General features: G+C 57.9%; 18 protein-coding genes and 2 pseudogenes. 10 read left to right on the forward strand and 10 right to left on the reverse strand.

Annotated features, from left to right (window positions below):
- Positions 1–169 precede the first annotated feature (169 nt).
- Positions 170–1,131, reverse strand: a pseudogene (locus AU14_RS05460) (sensor domain-containing diguanylate cyclase).
- Positions 1,132–1,389: 258 nt separating this feature from the next.
- On the opposite strand from AU14_RS05460, the gene AU14_RS05465 reads away from it, so the two are divergent.
- The 3 genes from AU14_RS05465 to AU14_RS05470 all read left to right on the forward strand — a co-directional run bounded on the left by AU14_RS05465 (position 1,390) and on the right by AU14_RS05470 (position 2,779).
- Positions 1,390–1,773: a DUF2750 domain-containing protein gene (locus AU14_RS05465; protein ID WP_041339560.1), complete on the forward strand. Its 384-nt coding sequence runs from the start codon at positions 1,390–1,392 to the stop codon at positions 1,771–1,773.
- Between the two features lie 45 nt (positions 1,774–1,818).
- A complete protein-coding gene (locus AU14_RS20735; RefSeq protein WP_236744427.1) occupies positions 1,819–2,016 on the forward strand; it encodes a hypothetical protein in 198 nt (65 codons plus the stop codon).
- A 73-nt stretch (positions 2,017–2,089) separates the two neighbouring features.
- Positions 2,090–2,779 (forward strand): putative zinc-binding metallopeptidase, encoded by a 690-nt coding sequence (locus tag AU14_RS05470; RefSeq protein ID WP_236744428.1) that lies wholly within the window; start codon positions 2,090–2,092, stop codon positions 2,777–2,779.
- Between the two features lie 154 nt (positions 2,780–2,933).
- Here the strand turns inward: AU14_RS05470 and AU14_RS05475 are convergent, their stop codons facing one another.
- The 5 genes from AU14_RS05475 to AU14_RS18580 form a co-directional block, all read right to left on the reverse strand.
- Entirely contained in the window at positions 2,934–3,965 is a 1,032-nt protein-coding gene (locus tag AU14_RS05475; RefSeq protein ID WP_148312721.1) for a hypothetical protein, read from the reverse strand.
- 167 nt (positions 3,966–4,132) lie between these two features.
- A complete protein-coding gene (locus AU14_RS19795) occupies positions 4,133–4,327 on the reverse strand; it encodes a hypothetical protein (RefSeq protein WP_201773515.1) in 195 nt (64 codons plus the stop codon).
- The gene (locus AU14_RS05480; RefSeq protein ID WP_201773516.1) at positions 4,315–5,274 is read right to left on the reverse strand and encodes an esterase/lipase family protein; all 960 of its coding nucleotides are present in this window, start codon (positions 5,272–5,274) and stop codon (positions 4,315–4,317) included. Before AU14_RS05480 ends, AU14_RS19795 begins: the two co-directional genes overlap by 13 nt.
- A 415-nt stretch (positions 5,275–5,689) precedes the next feature.
- Entirely contained in the window at positions 5,690–6,712 is a 1,023-nt protein-coding gene (locus AU14_RS05485) for a zinc-dependent alcohol dehydrogenase family protein (RefSeq protein ID WP_041339564.1), read from the reverse strand.
- 126 nt (positions 6,713–6,838) lie between these two features.
- Positions 6,839–8,326, reverse strand: coding sequence for a M17 family metallopeptidase (locus tag AU14_RS18580; protein ID WP_052471975.1), 1,488 nt, complete (start codon positions 8,324–8,326; stop codon positions 6,839–6,841).
- A gap of 150 nt (positions 8,327–8,476) precedes the next feature.
- Between AU14_RS18580 and AU14_RS05495 the strand changes: the two genes are divergently transcribed.
- Complete coding sequence (locus AU14_RS05495) at positions 8,477–9,109, forward strand: glutathione S-transferase family protein (protein ID WP_041339566.1); 633 nt, start codon at positions 8,477–8,479, stop codon at positions 9,107–9,109.
- 211 nt (positions 9,110–9,320) lie between these two features.
- Positions 9,321–10,017, forward strand: a pseudogene (locus AU14_RS05500) (crotonase/enoyl-CoA hydratase family protein).
- 40 nt (positions 10,018–10,057) lie between these two features.
- On the opposite strand, the gene AU14_RS05505 reads toward AU14_RS05500, so the two are convergent.
- Both AU14_RS05505 and AU14_RS19800 read right to left on the reverse strand, forming a co-directional pair.
- Positions 10,058–10,717, reverse strand: coding sequence for a LysR substrate-binding domain-containing protein (locus AU14_RS05505; protein ID WP_236744430.1), 660 nt, complete (start codon positions 10,715–10,717; stop codon positions 10,058–10,060).
- Positions 10,630–10,947 (reverse strand): LysR family transcriptional regulator, encoded by a 318-nt coding sequence (locus tag AU14_RS19800; RefSeq protein ID WP_201773518.1) that lies wholly within the window; start codon positions 10,945–10,947, stop codon positions 10,630–10,632. The genes AU14_RS05505 and AU14_RS19800 overlap by 88 nt, the downstream gene beginning before the upstream one ends.
- A 122-nt stretch (positions 10,948–11,069) precedes the next feature.
- Between AU14_RS19800 and AU14_RS05510 the strand changes: the two genes are divergently transcribed.
- The 5 genes from AU14_RS05510 to AU14_RS05525 all read left to right on the forward strand — a co-directional run bounded on the left by AU14_RS05510 (position 11,070) and on the right by AU14_RS05525 (position 14,176).
- Positions 11,070–11,849 (forward strand): class I SAM-dependent methyltransferase, encoded by a 780-nt coding sequence (locus tag AU14_RS05510; protein ID WP_201773519.1) that lies wholly within the window; start codon positions 11,070–11,072, stop codon positions 11,847–11,849.
- Positions 11,834–11,965: a hypothetical protein gene (locus AU14_RS22630; protein WP_269079105.1), complete on the forward strand. Its 132-nt coding sequence runs from the start codon at positions 11,834–11,836 to the stop codon at positions 11,963–11,965. Before AU14_RS05510 ends, AU14_RS22630 begins: the two co-directional genes overlap by 16 nt.
- 54 nt (positions 11,966–12,019) lie before the next feature.
- Positions 12,020–12,985 carry a carbon-nitrogen hydrolase family protein gene (locus AU14_RS05515; RefSeq protein WP_041339568.1) on the forward strand — a complete coding sequence of 322 codons (966 nt, stop codon included), beginning with the start codon at positions 12,020–12,022 and terminating at the stop codon, positions 12,983–12,985.
- Positions 12,972–13,406, forward strand: coding sequence for a GFA family protein (locus AU14_RS05520; protein ID WP_041339570.1), 435 nt, complete (start codon positions 12,972–12,974; stop codon positions 13,404–13,406). The genes AU14_RS05515 and AU14_RS05520 overlap by 14 nt, the downstream gene beginning before the upstream one ends.
- A gap of 122 nt (positions 13,407–13,528) precedes the next feature.
- A complete protein-coding gene (locus tag AU14_RS05525; protein ID WP_041339572.1) occupies positions 13,529–14,176 on the forward strand; it encodes a dimethylsulfonioproprionate lyase family protein in 648 nt (215 codons plus the stop codon).
- A gap of 62 nt (positions 14,177–14,238) precedes the next feature.
- Here the strand turns inward: AU14_RS05525 and gdhA are convergent, their stop codons facing one another.
- Both gdhA and AU14_RS05535 read right to left on the reverse strand, forming a co-directional pair.
- Positions 14,239–15,579, reverse strand: a complete 1,341-nt coding sequence (gdhA, locus tag AU14_RS05530) for an NADP-specific glutamate dehydrogenase (protein WP_041339574.1) — start codon at positions 15,577–15,579, stop codon at positions 14,239–14,241.
- Between the two features lie 167 nt (positions 15,580–15,746).
- Positions 15,747–16,247 carry a lactoylglutathione lyase family protein gene (locus AU14_RS05535; protein WP_041339576.1) on the reverse strand — a complete coding sequence of 167 codons (501 nt, stop codon included), beginning with the start codon at positions 16,245–16,247 and terminating at the stop codon, positions 15,747–15,749.
- Between the last annotated feature and the right edge of the window lie 81 nt (positions 16,248–16,328).

A 16,328-nucleotide genomic window follows, 5' to 3' on the forward strand; every position in this document is an offset into this window, starting at 1 on the left:
ATCAGTCGTGGTTGGCGTATGCACGCCGTAGCCACAGCGCAGGGCGGTACCATTGCCCTGACGATGGAAGGTGGCGCGTTGATGATCGAAGATGCCAAAGGCTCTCAAGTCAGAGAGCTGGAATCAAAAAGACGGCCTGAATGGGCCGTCTTTTTTTGCCTGTCAGGGCTCAGCGGGTGGCGTCTCTTTTGCCTTCGTACATGCGCGCATCGGCCTCTGCCTTCATCGCGTCAATGCTGACGACTGACCCCGGAGGGTGGGATACTGAACCAACACTGTAGCGGATGTTATACCCCCGTTTTTCGGTCTGATTCAGGCTTTCGATCTGACTGGCGAAGCGTTCAAGTACAAGTGCAACGGCGCTCTCGTCGGTATCAGTCAAGAGTGCAGCAAACTCATCGCCTCCGATGCGCGCAAAGACATCAGAATCCCGGAAGCTTCTCCGCATCACGTTCGCGAAGCTGATCAGGCGCGGTCGCCCTCGGCATGGCCGAACTGGTCATTGATTAGCTTGAATTCGTTCAGGTCGAACAGGAGAAAGGTTACCGGCCAGTTCTTTCTGCGGCAGACATGGAGCGCATGCTCCCCCAGCGTGGTAAAGCCTCGCCGGTTCGATATCAGTGTTAGCTCATCCAGGGTTGCTAACTGCACGGCGGCAATTTCCTGTTCTGCCATGGTTGCAAGGTCCTGCAGCAATTGCAGATCTTCTTGCTCCAGCTCCCGCGGTTCATTATCGATAAGGCAAAGTGTCGCGAGTTTGCTGCCATTGGACATACGTAACGGGCAGCCCGCGTAAAATCGAATATTCGGCTCGCCCAGAACCAGTGGGTTGTTTTTGAATCGCTCGTCTTCGAGAGCATCGGGAACGATAAAAGGTTTATCTCCGAGGATGGTATGGCCACAGAAAGAAATGGTCCGAGGTGTCTGATCTGCCTCCAGACCCTGCTTAGATTTGAACCATTGCCGATCGTCGTCGATGAGGGCGACGAGAGAGATGGGTACGCTGAACATGCGCTTGGCCATCCGGGTTAAGCGATCAAATCGCTCCTCCGGTACCGAATCCAATATTTGCAAAGCACGAAGGGTTTCAAGCCGCGTGTCTTCGTTAATTGGGAGTTTCGGTTCGATCATCTGAAATCCTGGGTGTTGCCGTCTCTCATGGCCAAGCCGACGAGGAAAGCAGAAGGCTGAAGATAAAATGTAACTTTCCTACACATTAAATGAAAGAATAAAGTTGATATGGGTGGCTTAGTCGTTTTGCGTCGATGAGGGCAAAGCTGCGGCGATGGGGCATAGTTAAGAGCAAGGTTGGCATCGGTTCGTGTGCGATTCGTGCTAGGCTCGGCGGCAGTAACACACAGAACTACCTACTGGAGCATTGAAATCAATATGACCACCGAATCGCTGGAGCAAATCCTCGGCATGGATGGCGAAGAACGCTACGACTACTTCCTGAATGAAGTGCTCGAAGAGCGCGAGATCTGGATTCTCGTCAATGGCGACAGCCACTTCCTGAAGCTGGAGTCAGAGGACGAAGGCGTGGCGTATTTGCCGGTTTGGCCCAGCGCGGTTTTTGCCGCAGCGTACGGCAATGATTCCGACGACCTGTCGCCTAAAAGCATCTCCCTCCCTGACTTCTTCAAGAAGTGGGTGCCGGGCCTGACCAAAGACGGTTTGGAAATCGGGGTTTTCCCTGGCGCTGATGACACCCTGTGGATCACCGAGCCTGAAGAGTTGAAGCGCGACCTCCAGGACGAGTTGTCGAACTTCTAAAGCCGCCTACACTGGGATGATTCCCTATTCAGGAGTAATGGCAGCATGCTGGTTTTCTCCAATCCCGTGGGCTCCGGCTCACTCTGGTTCGATAATCTGGCCACCGCCGAGGGTACGCCCGTCGGCTACGATCCCCAGGCCAGGGCCTTCCTGCCGGTGCGGCCATTCTGTGCCAACCGGGAAGTCATCGGTTGCAACTGGATTGCGCCGAAAGAGGGCGCCTTCTGCGCTCCTGTGCCATGACAGCGCTGGCGCCGGACCCGAGCATCCCCAACGCCATGCATAACTGGCTGAAACCGAAGCCGCCAAACGCTGGGTGATCGACAACCTGGGCCGTTGGCATTGGTTTCGCCCGGAAGATCCCGGAACTCGCCCGATTTTTCACATGTTGGCCGAAGGCCTGACCCCGGTCGCCATGGGCCATGCCAATGGTGTGGTGACGATTGGCGTAGCCGAGGCGGATCCGGTGGTGCGAACCAGCCGGAGGGAGGCCCTGCAGGAACCCTACCGAACGATGGTGGGCCACATGCGCCATGAGATTGCACACATGCTCTGGTGGCGGCTTAGTTTGCGGGAAGACTTTCTGGAGGCATTTCGCGAGAAGTTTGGCGATGAGCGTGCTGACTATACGGCGGCACTGCAGCGCCATTACCACGATGGACCTCCACCGGATTGGCGGACCTCTTACCTGACTTCCTATGCCTCTGCCCATCCGCACGAAGATTGGGCTGAAACCGCGGCCCATCTATTGCACCTGACCGACATTACCGACAGTGCCGTTGCCTCGGGCCTGTCATCCGAGGAAATGCCCGCCAACTGGGATCCATATTCGGAACCGGACACCGCACGATTGATCAATGTGGCCGCGTCACTCGCCATCCGTGTGAATCACATCAATCGCTCGATGGGGCTGTCGGATCTTTATCCCTTCGTGTTGTCGCAAGCGGCCCAGCGAAAGCTGGCGTTTGTGCACGACTGGTTACGGCGAGGTGCTCAGGGTCGGTGAGGTGTGGGCAAGAACTTGCCCACAAAAACTGTGGATAACTCTGTTGGCATCGCAAGGACAGGTGCCCCGGGGCGCGTGAATGCAGGCGCTCCGGGAATGTGGCGGTTAAGTGACCAATCTCCTCTTGAGCACAATTTCAGTGCAGTGGAACGGCTCAATGAATGCCGTAGCTTCGTTCCTGTTCGAAGCGAAAGTAGCCGGCCTCTTCTTCTTTTCGGATTGAGTCGGCTTCGGCGCCCAGAAAAGTGCGTCGCGCTTCCTTTAGGCGGCGCTGACGCTCCTCACCATTGTACTTAGCCGTGATTTCCTGCCGCTGCGCCATGTACTGATCACCTGCTGCCCAGCGTTGGTCTCTCTTGCGATCCAGGCGGGCGAGATTTTCCACAGCCCGCTCACTGTAACCGAGACTTCGTCGAATCTCGGCAATTGCTTCTCGTCTTTGGTATGTGGGCATTTCCCGGAGCTCCTGCTGGCTGGCTTTCAGGAACTTGTTAGCGAAGGAGTCACCCATCGCCAGGCTCTGATTTGAAATCGCTTCTTCAGGATAGGTCTGGTGGACCAACTGGCTGAGCTCCTCGAGTCGCTGGTTGAGAGGGCGTTCGGTATCTGAGGTGATGCGTTCCATGGCCTTTGCCATTTCGTAGTCTCGAATCTGGTGCTGCCAGAGCTCCTCCGCAACTTCTTTGCCGAAGATTTCTGAACGGTGTTGCATCAGGATTTCCATCCGGCTGTCCGGATCGAGTTGCTGAATGTCCTGCGCACCGGCGGCGTACCAGGCTTGGTATTCAAGGTGGTTCTCGGCAAGTTGCATGAGTTCCCCGGCCATTTCGGGAAAGGCCGCCTCCAACAGAGCTTGCATGGAAGCGCGCCAGTTTTCTGGCTGACTCTGACGCAGATATTCAAGGAGGGCGGTGATGAGATCGATTTGTCCCAGCCGGGTGTCGAGCTCCCGGCCGTGGTGTTCGCGCATGAGCGCAACGACCTGTTCGAACGTCAGGGACCCGTTGATTACGGTCGCACCTTCCAGCATCGCCTGATAGTCGATGGTGTCTGCTGTCGCTTTCATTTGCACAGGTTGCTCTGCGGGCGGTGCCGGCGGCGCTGATTCAGCCGCCTGTTCGGGCGATGGCGGTGTCTCGGCGTTGGCAGTCGGCGTGGCACTGGTTAGCCAGTAGGCAAGTGGCACCAGCACGCCCAACGAAAGACTAAGGCAAAGACTTTTGGCTGTTAGATGTTTGCTCAGGATCATAATCGCGTCGATGGTTTCTTGTTGTTAGGGCTGTCAGGAACCAGGGCCCGCCCTTTAGCGAACAGGGGCAGGCCTCTGGATGTGTCGAACGTTAGGCTTGCTCCTTAGTTATCGTACTGGGCGATGTAGTGGAAAATGGCCCCGTAGAAATTCCGGATGCGGAAGGTGGTATTGGGTATACCGATCATATCCAGATGATCCTGATTGATCACCGCACCGCGCGAGGTCATCTGGGTCGGCGTTGGCTGGTTGATGTTGCTCACGTAGTCGGTATCGCTGTAGGTGGTCAGGTAGTCCATCCCCCAGGCGTTGTAATGAAACTCAGTGCGCCAGCCATCTGCTGGGAGTTGATTCCCACGAGGCCGTCGTCGTCGGTATCGTACTGCTCGCCGTTGCCTTGACCGGCGGCCCCATCGCCGCTGCAGTCATCGATGCAATAACCATCCCCATCAATATTGAAATAGTCATCCTGGGTAATCCACAGCGCCGGATTCACGTTTCCGCCTTGTTGGGAGTTCACCGTTGAGGCATAGCGTTTGGCGTAGGTCGAGCTGACTGGGTAATTCTCGTTGAACTGCTTGGCCCCGGTCAGAACCCCGTCGCTGGGATCGTAGTCGTCGTAGATCAACTGTTTCAGTGCCGCATTGGCGTCGTTTTCGGCGCCATAAACGATGTTGCCGTAGGTGTCGGCCAGCGCCTCGACAATGTCACTGACGCCTTCGCCGAGATCCAGGACATGCTTGGCGATGGGAGAGCCACGGTGCGGCGAGGAAATGCTATAGGCAACTTTGACGACTTGATAGCCAAAGCGATCGTGGAGAATTTTGGCGGCCTTGCGCAGGTCCATGCCACCCTGGGAGTGGCCGACAAAGTTCACATGGGTGAAGTTGTTGGCAATCATCCAGGCTTCCACTGCGTCAGCCAGCTGCAGGCCGCGATGGTCGGAAGAGTGGAATGGCGACATTTCCGCCGCTGCCCCAATTTGGCCCCAGTCGAGATACTTGTTACAGCTGCTGTACCAGTAACAGTTGGTGTAGAGCTTGCGCCCGTATGTGTCACTGAAGTAGTGATAGCCGAGTATGTCGTCGAAACCCGCCATGCCGTGAACCATCACAACTGGATGATTTGTTTTGTCAGCGCCAGCCAGTGCCGGGCTGGATGCCATAATTGCGCCCGTGGAGAGGGCCGCGGCAATCAGGAAGGTTTTAGTGGAACGGGTCGTTCGGTTTTTTATATTGTTGTTCATGTTGCGGTTCCAAGATCTGAATCGCACACACAATGAAACCTTTTAGCTTCCGAGCTCTGTAGTCTTTCTTCCGTGGTGGTAGGAGAGTGTATGCGAAGCTTCAAATTAAGCACGCTGAGTATCATTGCGATGCTCTTACACGTGCAGCTTATTGTTATTTGGAGCACTTAATCGTTGAGATTAAGCAGTTTGAGGTAAGACCAAGGTCGAAGAAACCACAAAAAATAAATTGTAACGAAATGTAAGTTGCCTGCCCTTTAGCGCAGGTCAGTTTAGCGCTCGTGTGGATAAGAACTTGCCCACAAAAACTGTGGATAACTATGTTGGCAACGCAAGGATAGGTAGCTCGGAGCGCCTGATACCAGGCGCTCCGGAAATGTGACCGTTAATTGACCGGTGTTGGCAAAGCTGCCGGTCACTCTTGTTTTTCGTCAGACTCAAGACAAATTTTGCCAAAGTGACGCCCGGATTCTTCGTGCCGGAAAGCGTCGGCAATGTCCTCAAGGCCAAACGAACGATCCAGGATCGGGTGCATGTCATTGGCCTCGATCGCCCGGATCATCTCCTGTTGATGCGCGCGGCTGCCCACAATCAGTCCCTGCAGGCGTGCCTGTTTGGCCATCAACTTGGCGGTAGGTACCTCGCCCTCACGGCCGGTCAAAACACCAATCAGCGAGATATGCCCGCCAATGCGCACGGCATCGATGGATTCCGGCAAAGTGCCCGGGCCGCCAACTTCAATGACATGGTCCACGCCCTCACCATTGGTGAGTTCCTGCACCTTCGCACCCCAGGCCGAAGTGGTCTTGTAGTTAATGGTGCGGTCTGCACCCAGCTCCCGCAAACGCGCCAGCTTGTCGTCCGATGACGACGTCGAGATCACCGTGGCGCCCATCATCTTGGCGAACTGCAAGGCAAAGATGGAAACGCCGCCAGTGCCCAGGGTCAGCACGGTATCGCCGGCTTTCAGGCCACCGTTCACCACCAGTGCGCGCCAGGCGGTCAAGCCAGCCGTCGTCAGAGTCGCCGCTTCGGCATGGCTGTAGCCTTTGGGCGCGTGGGTAAACCAGTTGGCGGCACGAACAACCAGCTCGCGGGCATAGCCGTCCTCACCATCCCCAGGTGTGGTGGAGAAGTTATCGATGGGGGCCGGGCCATTCAGCCACTGGGGGAAAAAGGTTGATACCACGTTATCGCCCGATTTGAATTCCGTCACACCTTCGCCCACGGCCTCAACCGTACCGGCGCCATCGGCCATGGGAATGCGATTGTCTTCGGTTGGGATGGCACCGACCACCACGGCGTAATCGTGGAAGTTCAGTGAGCTGGCACGGACGCGAACGCGAATCTCGCCCGGTCCGGGTTGGCCCGGCTCCGGAGTCTCACTCAGCTGCAGTTGATCCAGTCCGCCCGGTTTGCTCAGGGTTATGCGTTTCATTCCAGGGTGCTCCCGTTAGGTCGGTTTGATGTTGATTAATCAGTCGCTAACTCCATGACTACAGGTTGTGGGGTTAACTGGATCATTCAACCCTGCTCCCCGACTAACACCTCTGACGAGAGCAGATCATTCCGCGATGACCCGGTTGAACCACTCTACGCCAAACCGAACCCCAAACCCTTGGATGTCCGAGGGGATGTGCGCCAGCCCGCCCTTGTGAGTGCCGGTGGACGCCATGTCGACGTGGAGCCAGCCCACGTCTTTATCCACAAAGCGTCCGAGGAAGCGAGCGGCGTATATGTGATCGCCCGCGCCGGCGGTCCGGCATTGAAGCGTATCGGCGACCTCGGATTTCAGGTCGTCGTCATAATCGTCCTCGTAGGGAAACGGCCACACCCGCTCACCACAATGTTCACCGGCCTGAATGATGGATTCCACCCAGTGGCGACGATTGGTGAGGGCGCCGGCCATGCGGTTGCCAAGGCTTGAGACCACCGCCCCGGTGAGGGTGGCATAGTCGAGAATGGCGCGTGGTGGTTTCCGGCAGGCCAGGGCCAGGGTGTCGGCCAGAACCATGCGGCCCTCGGCATCGGTATTGATCAATTCAATGGTGGTGCCATTGAGGGCGGTCACCACATCGTTGCATTTCACGGCCCTTGAGCCGATGTGGTTTTCCGCCAGCGCCAGCCAGCAGTCTACTGGTGCCGGGAAATTAAGCCGGGTGAGGGCAAGCAGGGTACCCAACGCAACCGCGCTGCCCTGCATGTCGCCGTGCATTCCAAGCATGCTGCCGCCGGTCTTGAGATTACTACCACCGGTGTCGAAACAGATACCTTTGCCGACCAGGGCTAGTGGCCGTTCCTCGGCACCGGTCAGGCGATACCTTAATTGCAGGATGCCCGCATCCCGGTTGGGGCTGGCCTGAACCACGGATAAAAAGGCACCGGCTTTCATCTGTTCCAACTGGTCGCAATCGTAGAATTCCACCTCCCAGCCTTCCTGGTGCGCCAGTGCCTGGGCGTACTCCCGGTAAATGCTGGGGGTCAGGTAGTTGCCCGGCAACTGAGTCAGCCAGCGTGCAAGGTTGTTGCCCTCGGCGGTTGCCTTGGCGTAGCGAAAGTCGGCCGCTTCAAACTCACCATAGAAGTTCATGGCGGCCAGCGGAGGCTTGTCTTCGGGCTGGTCCGAGAGTCTTGGCAGCTGGAACAGGGCAGCGTAGGCGGCCGAAACCAGGGCTTCGGCCATGATGCAGGCCGTTCCAGGCAGATCGAGCAGTGAAATCACGTTGACCTTGCGGCAGCGCTCTGCCATCAACGGCGCGAGCAGGGCCCGGGCCTGGCTCAGGGCCTTGAAGCCCCGGGCATCTGCCGACACAAACCCGATGCTGGTGCGGGTGCCTCGGGGGCCTGAGATCAGTATCGGATTGGCGGATTTCGGGAAATCGGCCAGGCGCAGTTTCAGGTAATCCGCCCAGGGCGCCTTGTCCATAGCCTCCCGGTGCAGGTCAGATACCAGCAGTATCAATCCCACACCTGTATCGAAGTCCCAGGAGGCAGGAATGCGGTGGTCCACATCCAGTTTCAGGTCCGGTAATTTGGGGAGTTTTGGCTTCATGGCGGGGTGCTCCAAACGGTTTCGAGTGCAGCCTCGTTTAAGGATAGTTGTATTCCCTGGGGAATACCTCAGCACCCGGAAAAGAACCCTTGAGCAGGCTGTGGATTGGGCTAGTCTTTGAAGATCCCCTTTGCCCCGGAGCATCCCGCCATGGCTATCACCGAGTCTTCCGATTGCGATCTCATTTTCTACACCAACCCCATGTCTCGAGGGCGTATTGTGCGCTGGATGCTGGAAGAGGTCGGCGCCGACTATCGCCAGGTTCTGCTCGCCTATGAAACCAACATGAAGGCCAATGACTATCTCGCTATCAATCCCATGGGCAAAGTGCCGGCCCTGGTGCACCGTGGCCAGGTGGTAACCGAATCTGCCGCTATTTGTGCCTATCTTGCCGATGCCTTCCCGGATGCGGGCCTGGCGCCTGATCTGACTGATCGGGCGGCCTATTACCGGTGGCTGTTCTTTGCAGCGGGCCCGTTGGAGGCGGCGGTGATGGACCGCGTACTCAAGGCCGAGGTCACCAGCGACCTGGAAAAAATGGTGGGCTACGGCACCTACGACCGCACCATTGATACCCTGGTGCAGGCGGTATCAGATAAACCCTATATCGCCGGTCGCCAATTCACCGCGGCCGATGTCTACGTTGGCTCCCACATCATGTGGGGTATGGAGTTCGGCTCGATTCCCAAACGACCGGAATTCGAGGCCTATGTGGAAAAACTGGCAAATCGGCCTGCACTGGCCGCGGCAAAGGCTTTGGACGACAATCTTATCCCCCAGTGATTGAGTGCGGTCATTTAGTATCCAAGAATCGTCAGCGCGCTGTTCTCGCGGGCTGGGGCGCTCTGTCCTTGCTCTGCTAACACAGTTATCCACAGTTTTTGTGGGTAATCATGGCGCTGTTGAAAAGGCCTCCTCGGGGAGTGGTCTCGCGCCCCGGAAACTGGCACAGTTCACCACTCCTATCGAACAATCACATTAAGAGGAATAACCGGTGACAGATCTTGTCGATTATCAACTGAATGACGGCGTTGCGACCATTACCATCGCCAATGGCAAGGCCAATGCGCTGAGCCATGAGGTGTTCGAAGCGCTGAACGCGGCACTGGACCGGGCGGAATCGGACGAGGCCGTGGTTATCCTGACCGGGCAGCCGGGCATTTTCTCCGGCGGGTATGACCTGAAGGAAATGCAGAAGGGCGCCAACGAGGCCTCTGCGCTGGTGACCGTGGGTTCCAAGCTGACCCGTCGCTGTCGGCTTTCCCGTTCCCGGTGATTGGCGCCTGCAGCGGCCACGCCATTGCCAAGGGCGCGTTCATCCTGTTGTCAGTGGATCACCGTATCGGCGTTGAGGGAGACTTCAAGCTGGGCCTCAACGAAGTGGCCATTGGCATGACCATGCACCGCGCCGGCATTGAAATTGCCCGGCACCGCCTGACGCCAGCGCACTTCCAACGTTCCGTGGTGAACGCGGAAATTTACGGGCCCCAGGCGCGGTGGACGCAGGTTTCCTGGATGAGGTTGTAGCTCCGTCTGAACTCAGTACTCGCGCCAATGAGCTGGCACAACAGTTCAAAAAGCTGAACATGCGGGCGCACAAGGAAACCAAGCGCAAAGCCAAGGCTGAGTACCTGGCGCTGATGGATCGCTGCATCGAGCAGGATTCCGAGCACCTTGGGCTGGCGGGCTAAGCTGGCTTTGAGGGGGTAGGGAGTTGAATTCCCTGCGCATTCATTGGACGGGGCTGGTGGCAGGTTGGTTGCCCGAGAACAATGCCGCCTGGCCAGCCACTTCCGTCAGCATGTGTTCCCGGAACGTCTGGATGCGCCGAGTACGGCGCAGATCCGGATGATAGAGCAGCCATAGGCCAAGATCGAAGCTCGGGTCCGGGGCGCAGTAACGCTCCAGTTTTGCATTGCTGTCTCCCATGAAACACGGCAAATAGGCGACCCCCAACCCCTGTTCCAGCGCCGCCACGGTGAGCAGGGTATCGTCCACGAAAAATTGATGGTCGTGATCGGGACAGGCTTGTTGTGTCCAATGGTGGTGAAAATCGCAGCAATCGACCCCGAGCCACCGGGGGTGTTGGCCAGAAGCTCTGAGCTCTTTGAGGTAAGCACGACTGCCATAGACGGTCGAGGCGACCGTGGTCAGCCGGGCGCCGATTAGCGTGTCCAGAGGGGCGTTGGTCAGACGGATGGCGATATCGGCCTGTCGGTCTGCCAGGCTGACGTACTTATTGGATACTTCAATGTGTAATTTGATGCCGGGGTGCGCTGCACTGAAGCGGGCAAACATCGGCATCAGGATACTCGACGCCATGTTGTTGATGGCCGTGACATGCAGGTCGCCACACAGCTGACTGTCCTGCCTGCCAGGGCGCCCTCGCAATCGAGGAACTCCAGTTCCATTCGTGACGCTGAGCGCTTCAGCTCCTCGCCCGCTTCTGTCAGTTCGTACCCTGAGGGTTTGCGTTCAAGCAACCGCGTCCCCAAGTCCTTTTCCAGCTGCAGGAGACGTCGGGAAACCGTTGAATGCTGAACATTCAAACGTCTCGCCCCGCCGCTGATAGAGCCTTCTCTGGCTACGGCAAGGAACACCCGTAAGTCATCCCAGTGCATCACGAACTCCCTTTCTGTGCATTTCTGCACATCCGGTGTCGGTTTTTTGCGAATTGAGTCAACAGTAGACCCGGCGCAGGCTTGAGACAAGCAAATACTGCTTACCACCGGAGGGCACCATCATGACGTTCACTCATTCTCACACTCAGGCTTCAACGCCGGTTCCGCCAGTGTTCGACCCGATCGCCTTTAAAACGACCACCCGTAAGCAGTGGGATAACGCAGCCCAGGCATGGAACGACTGGGGTGGTTTTCTAACCCGCTGGTTGGGCCCGGCCACCGAAGCAATGCTGGATATGGTTCGTGTGGCCGAAGGCGGCCGTGTGCTGGATATCGCCGCCGGCGCCGGTGAGCAAACCTTGTCGGCGGCCCGCCGTGTCGGCCCGGGCGGCTACGTGCTGGCAACCGACCTGTCGCCCAACATCCTGGCGCTGGCGGCAGAGAATGCCCGTAGTGCCGGTTACAGCCAGATTAAAACCCAGGTAATCGACGGCGAATTCATCGACGAGCTGCGGGCTGAGCCGTTCGATGCGGTGATTTCCCGCGTTGGACTGATTTACTTCCCGGACCAGGTAAAGGCACTGCGAGGCATGCACGCCCAGCTCAAACCGGGCGGCTACATCGGTGCCATGGTGTACGCCAGCGCCGAAGCGAATCCGTTCTTCTCGCTGCCGGTTGGCATTATCCGTCGCCGCGCGGCCTTGCCGCCACCACTGCCCGGACAACCCGGACCGTTCAGTCTGGCAACCCGGATATGTTGTCGTCCCTGCTGCAGGAGGCAGGGTTCAAGGATGTGGAAATCCGCAGTATTCCGGCTCCGCTGCGGCTCCAGTCGGCACTCGAATGCCTGCAGTTTGAGCAGGAATCGTTTGGCGCTCTGCACCAGATGCTCAGCGGGCTAACCGCCCTCGAGCAAGACGATGCCTGGGCTGAAATTGCTGAGGCGCTGGCGCAGTTCGAGCGCCAGGGCAGGTTTGAAGGGCCCTGCGAAATGCTGGTTGTTGCAGCCCACAAGTGACACGGACGCGGGGCTTTCGGGCCCCGACGTCACAGACAGGCAAGGAGACATATCATGGCTACTATCGCGATTGTTCAGGAGCCACCGGTCTTTCTGGACCGGGAAAAAACCATTGAAAAGGCTGCTTCATGTGTACAGAGCGCAGCAGAGCAGGGCGCCGAACTGGTGGTTTTCTCTGAGGCCTTCATCCCCGGTTATCCCACCTGGATCTGGAGGTTAAAGCCGGGTGGCGACTGGGGGTTGTCCGAGCAGTTGCACGCCCGGCTGTTGGCCAATGCTGTGCAGATTGATTCCGAGCAGTTGCGGCCCTTGTTCGATGCCGCCCGGGAGCACCACGTAACGGTCGTCTGTGGTCTGGAGGAACGGGACCAGGGCACCAGCCGAGCCACACTCTATAACACCGTGATCACCATTGGTCCGGATGGCCAGCTGCTGAACCGTCATCGAAAACTCATGCCCACCAATCCGGAACGTATGGTCTGGGGCTTTGGAGATGGCTCAAGCCTTCGGGTGGTGGATACACCTGTGGGCCGAGTTGGCACGCTGGTTTGCTGGGAGAACTTCATGCCCCTGGCGCGCTGTGCCCTGTTTGCCCAGGGTATTGAGATCTACATTGCGCCCACCTATGACAGCGGCGAGAAGTGGATTCGCTCGCTCCAGCACATCGCCCGCGAGGGCGGGTGCTGGGTGTTGGGCTCGGGCAATTTGCTCAGAGTTAGCGACCTTCCGGACGACTTTCCGGAACGGGAACGGCTTTACCCTGACGCAGACGAGTGGATCAACCCGGGAGATTCCCTGGTGATTAATCCATCGGGCGATATTGTCGCCGGCCCGCTGCGGCATGAATCCGGCCTGATCATGGCCGACATCGATCTGGAGCAAGTCAGTGCCGCGAAGCGCAGTCTGGATATTGTCGGGCACTATGCGCGCCCGGATATCTTCACACTTCAGGTAAATACCAATGTGCAAACACCCGTGGAATTCCACCACGGACGAGAGGTGCGTCATGAACACCGATAAAACCTACCAGGGCAGTTGTTTCTGTGGTGCGGTGCAGTTTACCGCCAGCGGTGAACCCGAGGCCATGGGCTACTGCCACTGCGAATCCTGCCGCCACTGGTCAGCCAGCCCGGTCAATGCCTTCACGCTGTGGAAGCCTTCGGCCATTGAGATTACCCAGGGCGCCGAGCAGATCGGCAGTTACAACAAGACCGACCAGAGCTACCGCAAGTGGTGCAAGCAGTGTGGCGGCCACATCATGACCGAGCATCCGGGGATGGGCCTCACCGACATCTACGCGGCGTTGCTCCCGGAACTTGTCCATAAACCCGGCGTGCACGTGCACTACCAGGAGACGGCGCTGCACATCTACGACGGCGTGCCGAAGTTTCGGGATGCCCCTGCGGAGATCGGCGGCAGCGGCGTAAGTGTGCCGGAGTAAGTCGTCGGGCTATGAGTTTGCCGGCCCAGGCTCCTCGGGCCGGCTTTCTTTCGGAATTCCCGGGTTTCCGGCATCCTCGAGATAGGCGATCCTTGCTCGACAGCCACCGGAGGAGCACCTCGATGAGCAGACTTTCCGATCACGTCGACTGGCAGTATGTCTTTCGCGAATACTGGCACCTCTACCGCTTCGGATCAGCAGGCGGTAACCGGGTTATCCGCTCGCACCTGAAAGACGTCCGCAATCGCCTGAATGCGGAGCTGGAGATCAATCCTGAAGTTACCTTTGACCAGCCCAACAGCCTGCCAGTGTGTGCCTGGTTGGGACGGGCCATGGACCAGGGCCTCAATGAGCGTACAGCGCCGCTGGTGCGCTCGCTTGCCCGGGTCATCGATCAGCTCACCTGGAGGTACGGGTATGAGCGCATGCGCAAGGGGCTGGCACGCAAATACGCCTATGCAGAGTTGATGGGGCCAAACGGTCCCGTGGTCAGCAAAAAGCTGATTTTGGGCCTTGTCCTTTTTGCACCCCGCTGCACCTATCCTGAGCACAGCCACGACGGTATCAGCGAATCGTATATATGCCTCAGTGGATCCGTGTCCGACAGCAACTACAGCGTGTTCACGCCGGGGTCGTTGCTGTTTAATCCACCGAAACGGGCACATCGAATGACCACCGGTGATTTCGAGCCAACGTTGCTGGCTTACGCCTGGACAGGCGATGAAGACAAGCTGGCCCACCAGAAAATGGATTTCTCGATCAAAAAGTAAAGCAGCGCATCGGGCAAAGAGCCGGGTTCCGAGCCGGCTCCTCTTGCCGAGGGATGATCAAATCACCCGAAGGCCAGCATGGCGTCGGCAACGCGCTTGAAGCCGGCGGCGTTGGCGCCAAACACGTAATCGCCCTGGCGATCATACTGTTTTGCCGTGTCAAAGCAGGAGCGGTGGATCTCACACATCACGGTTTTGAGTTGATCAACGCTGTAGTCGAACGACCAGGATTCTCGCGCCGCGTTCTGCTGCATTTCCATGGCGCTCATGGCCACGCCGCCGGCGTTGGCGGCTTTCCCGGGTGCGAACAGCACTTTGGCGTCGGTAAACGCCTGAATGGCATCCGGAGTGCTTGGCATGTTGGCGCCTTCCACCACCGCGATCACCTTATTGTCGATAAGCGCCTTGGCGTCGTCTTCGTTTAATTCGTTCTGGGTCGCGCAGGGCATGGCGACATCGCAGGAAACCTGCCAGATGGAGCCGTTCGACACATACTCGGCCTTGCCCTTGCTGCGCTCCGGGTAGTCGCTGATACGGCCCTGATCCACCTGCTTGATCTGCTTGACCAGGTCCACATTCAGACCTTTGGGGGCGTACACGTAGCCATCGGAATCGGAGCAGGCAACCACGGTGGCGCCCAGTTCGGTGGCCTTTTCCATGGCGTAGATGGCGACGTTGCCGGTGCCGGAGACCACCACCTTCTTGCCTTTGAGTTCCTGGTCGTTGGCACTCAGCATGTCCTGCAGAAAGTACACGGCGCCGTATCCGGTGGCCTCCTTGCGGCCGCGGGCACCGCCCCAGCCGAGTTCCTTGCCGGTAAGAATGCCGGTTTCATAGTGGTTGGTGATGCGCTTGTACTGGCCGAACAGATAGCCAATCTCCCGTTGGCCGACGCCAATGTCGCCCGCTGGTACATCGGTGTCGGCGCCGATATACCGATACAGCTCGGTCATGAACGATTGGCAAAAGCGCATGACCTCGTTGTCGGATTTACCCTTGGGGTCAAAGTCCGATCCACCTTTGCCACCGCCAATGGGCATCCCGGTCAGGGCATTCTTGAAGATCTGTTCGAAGCCGAGGAACTTGACCACCCCAAGATTGACCGATGGGTCGAAGCGCATGCCGCCCTTGTAGGGCCCCAGAGCGGAATTGAACTCAACCCGGAAACCGCGGTTGATCTGCACCTCGCCGTCGTCGTCGAGCCAGGGCACACGAAACATGAGCTGTCGCTCAGGCTCGCAAATCCGTTCAATCAGCTTGGCGTTTGTGTACTCCGGGTGTTTGGCCACGACCGGCTCCAGCGATGCGAGCACCTCGGTGACTGCTTGGTGGAATTCCGGTTCGTCGGGGTTGCGGTCGATAATGTATTGGCGAAGTTCTTTCAGCGATTGTTTTTTGCTCACGGGGCCTCCCTTGGTCGTCCGACGTACCCATTCAGCATGACTCGGGGTGGGCAGCAGGAATTAGTACAAGTGTGACGGGGGATACGGCAGTGCTCGGGGGAGGGATCAGAACGTGCAGGAATGGGGAAAGCGGACGCCGCCGGGTGGCGGCGTCCGAGCAGCGGGCCTTAGTATGCGCCTTCGCTGTAGATCAGCTCGTAGCTGTGGCTGTAGATCTCGAGGATGTTGCCGAACGGATCTTCCATGTAGATCATGCGGTACGGCTTCTCACCCGGGTAGTAGTAGCGCGGTTTTTCCATGCGCTTCTTACCACCGGCAGCGACGATACGCTCCGCCAGCCCTTCAACGTCCGGATCTTGAACGCAGAAGTGGAATATCCCGGTTTTCCAGTATTCGAAGTTGTCTTCCGGGTTTTCTTGGCCCTTGAACTGGAACAGCTCAACGCCGATCCGGTCGCCGGTGGACATGTGGGCGATGCGGAAGCTGCCCCAGCCCGCACCAAACACGTCGGTGCACATCTCGCCGATGGCACTGTCGTCTTCTTCGATGTCGGTCGGCTTCATGATCAGGTACCAACCCATTACTTCGGTGTAGAACTTCACCGCCGCGTCCAGATCGGGTACGGAAATGCCAATGTGTGAAAAGTTTCTCGGGTAAACGTTGCTCATTTGCTGTTACCTCTTGCCTCTGTGACTGTGCAACTAGGTTACAAAGCATGATTAATCACGTAAAATTATCATTTTTGATAT

The sequence above is a fragment of the Marinobacter similis genome, from assembly GCF_000830985.1.
Lineage (GTDB): Bacteria > Pseudomonadota > Gammaproteobacteria > Pseudomonadales > Oleiphilaceae > Marinobacter > Marinobacter similis.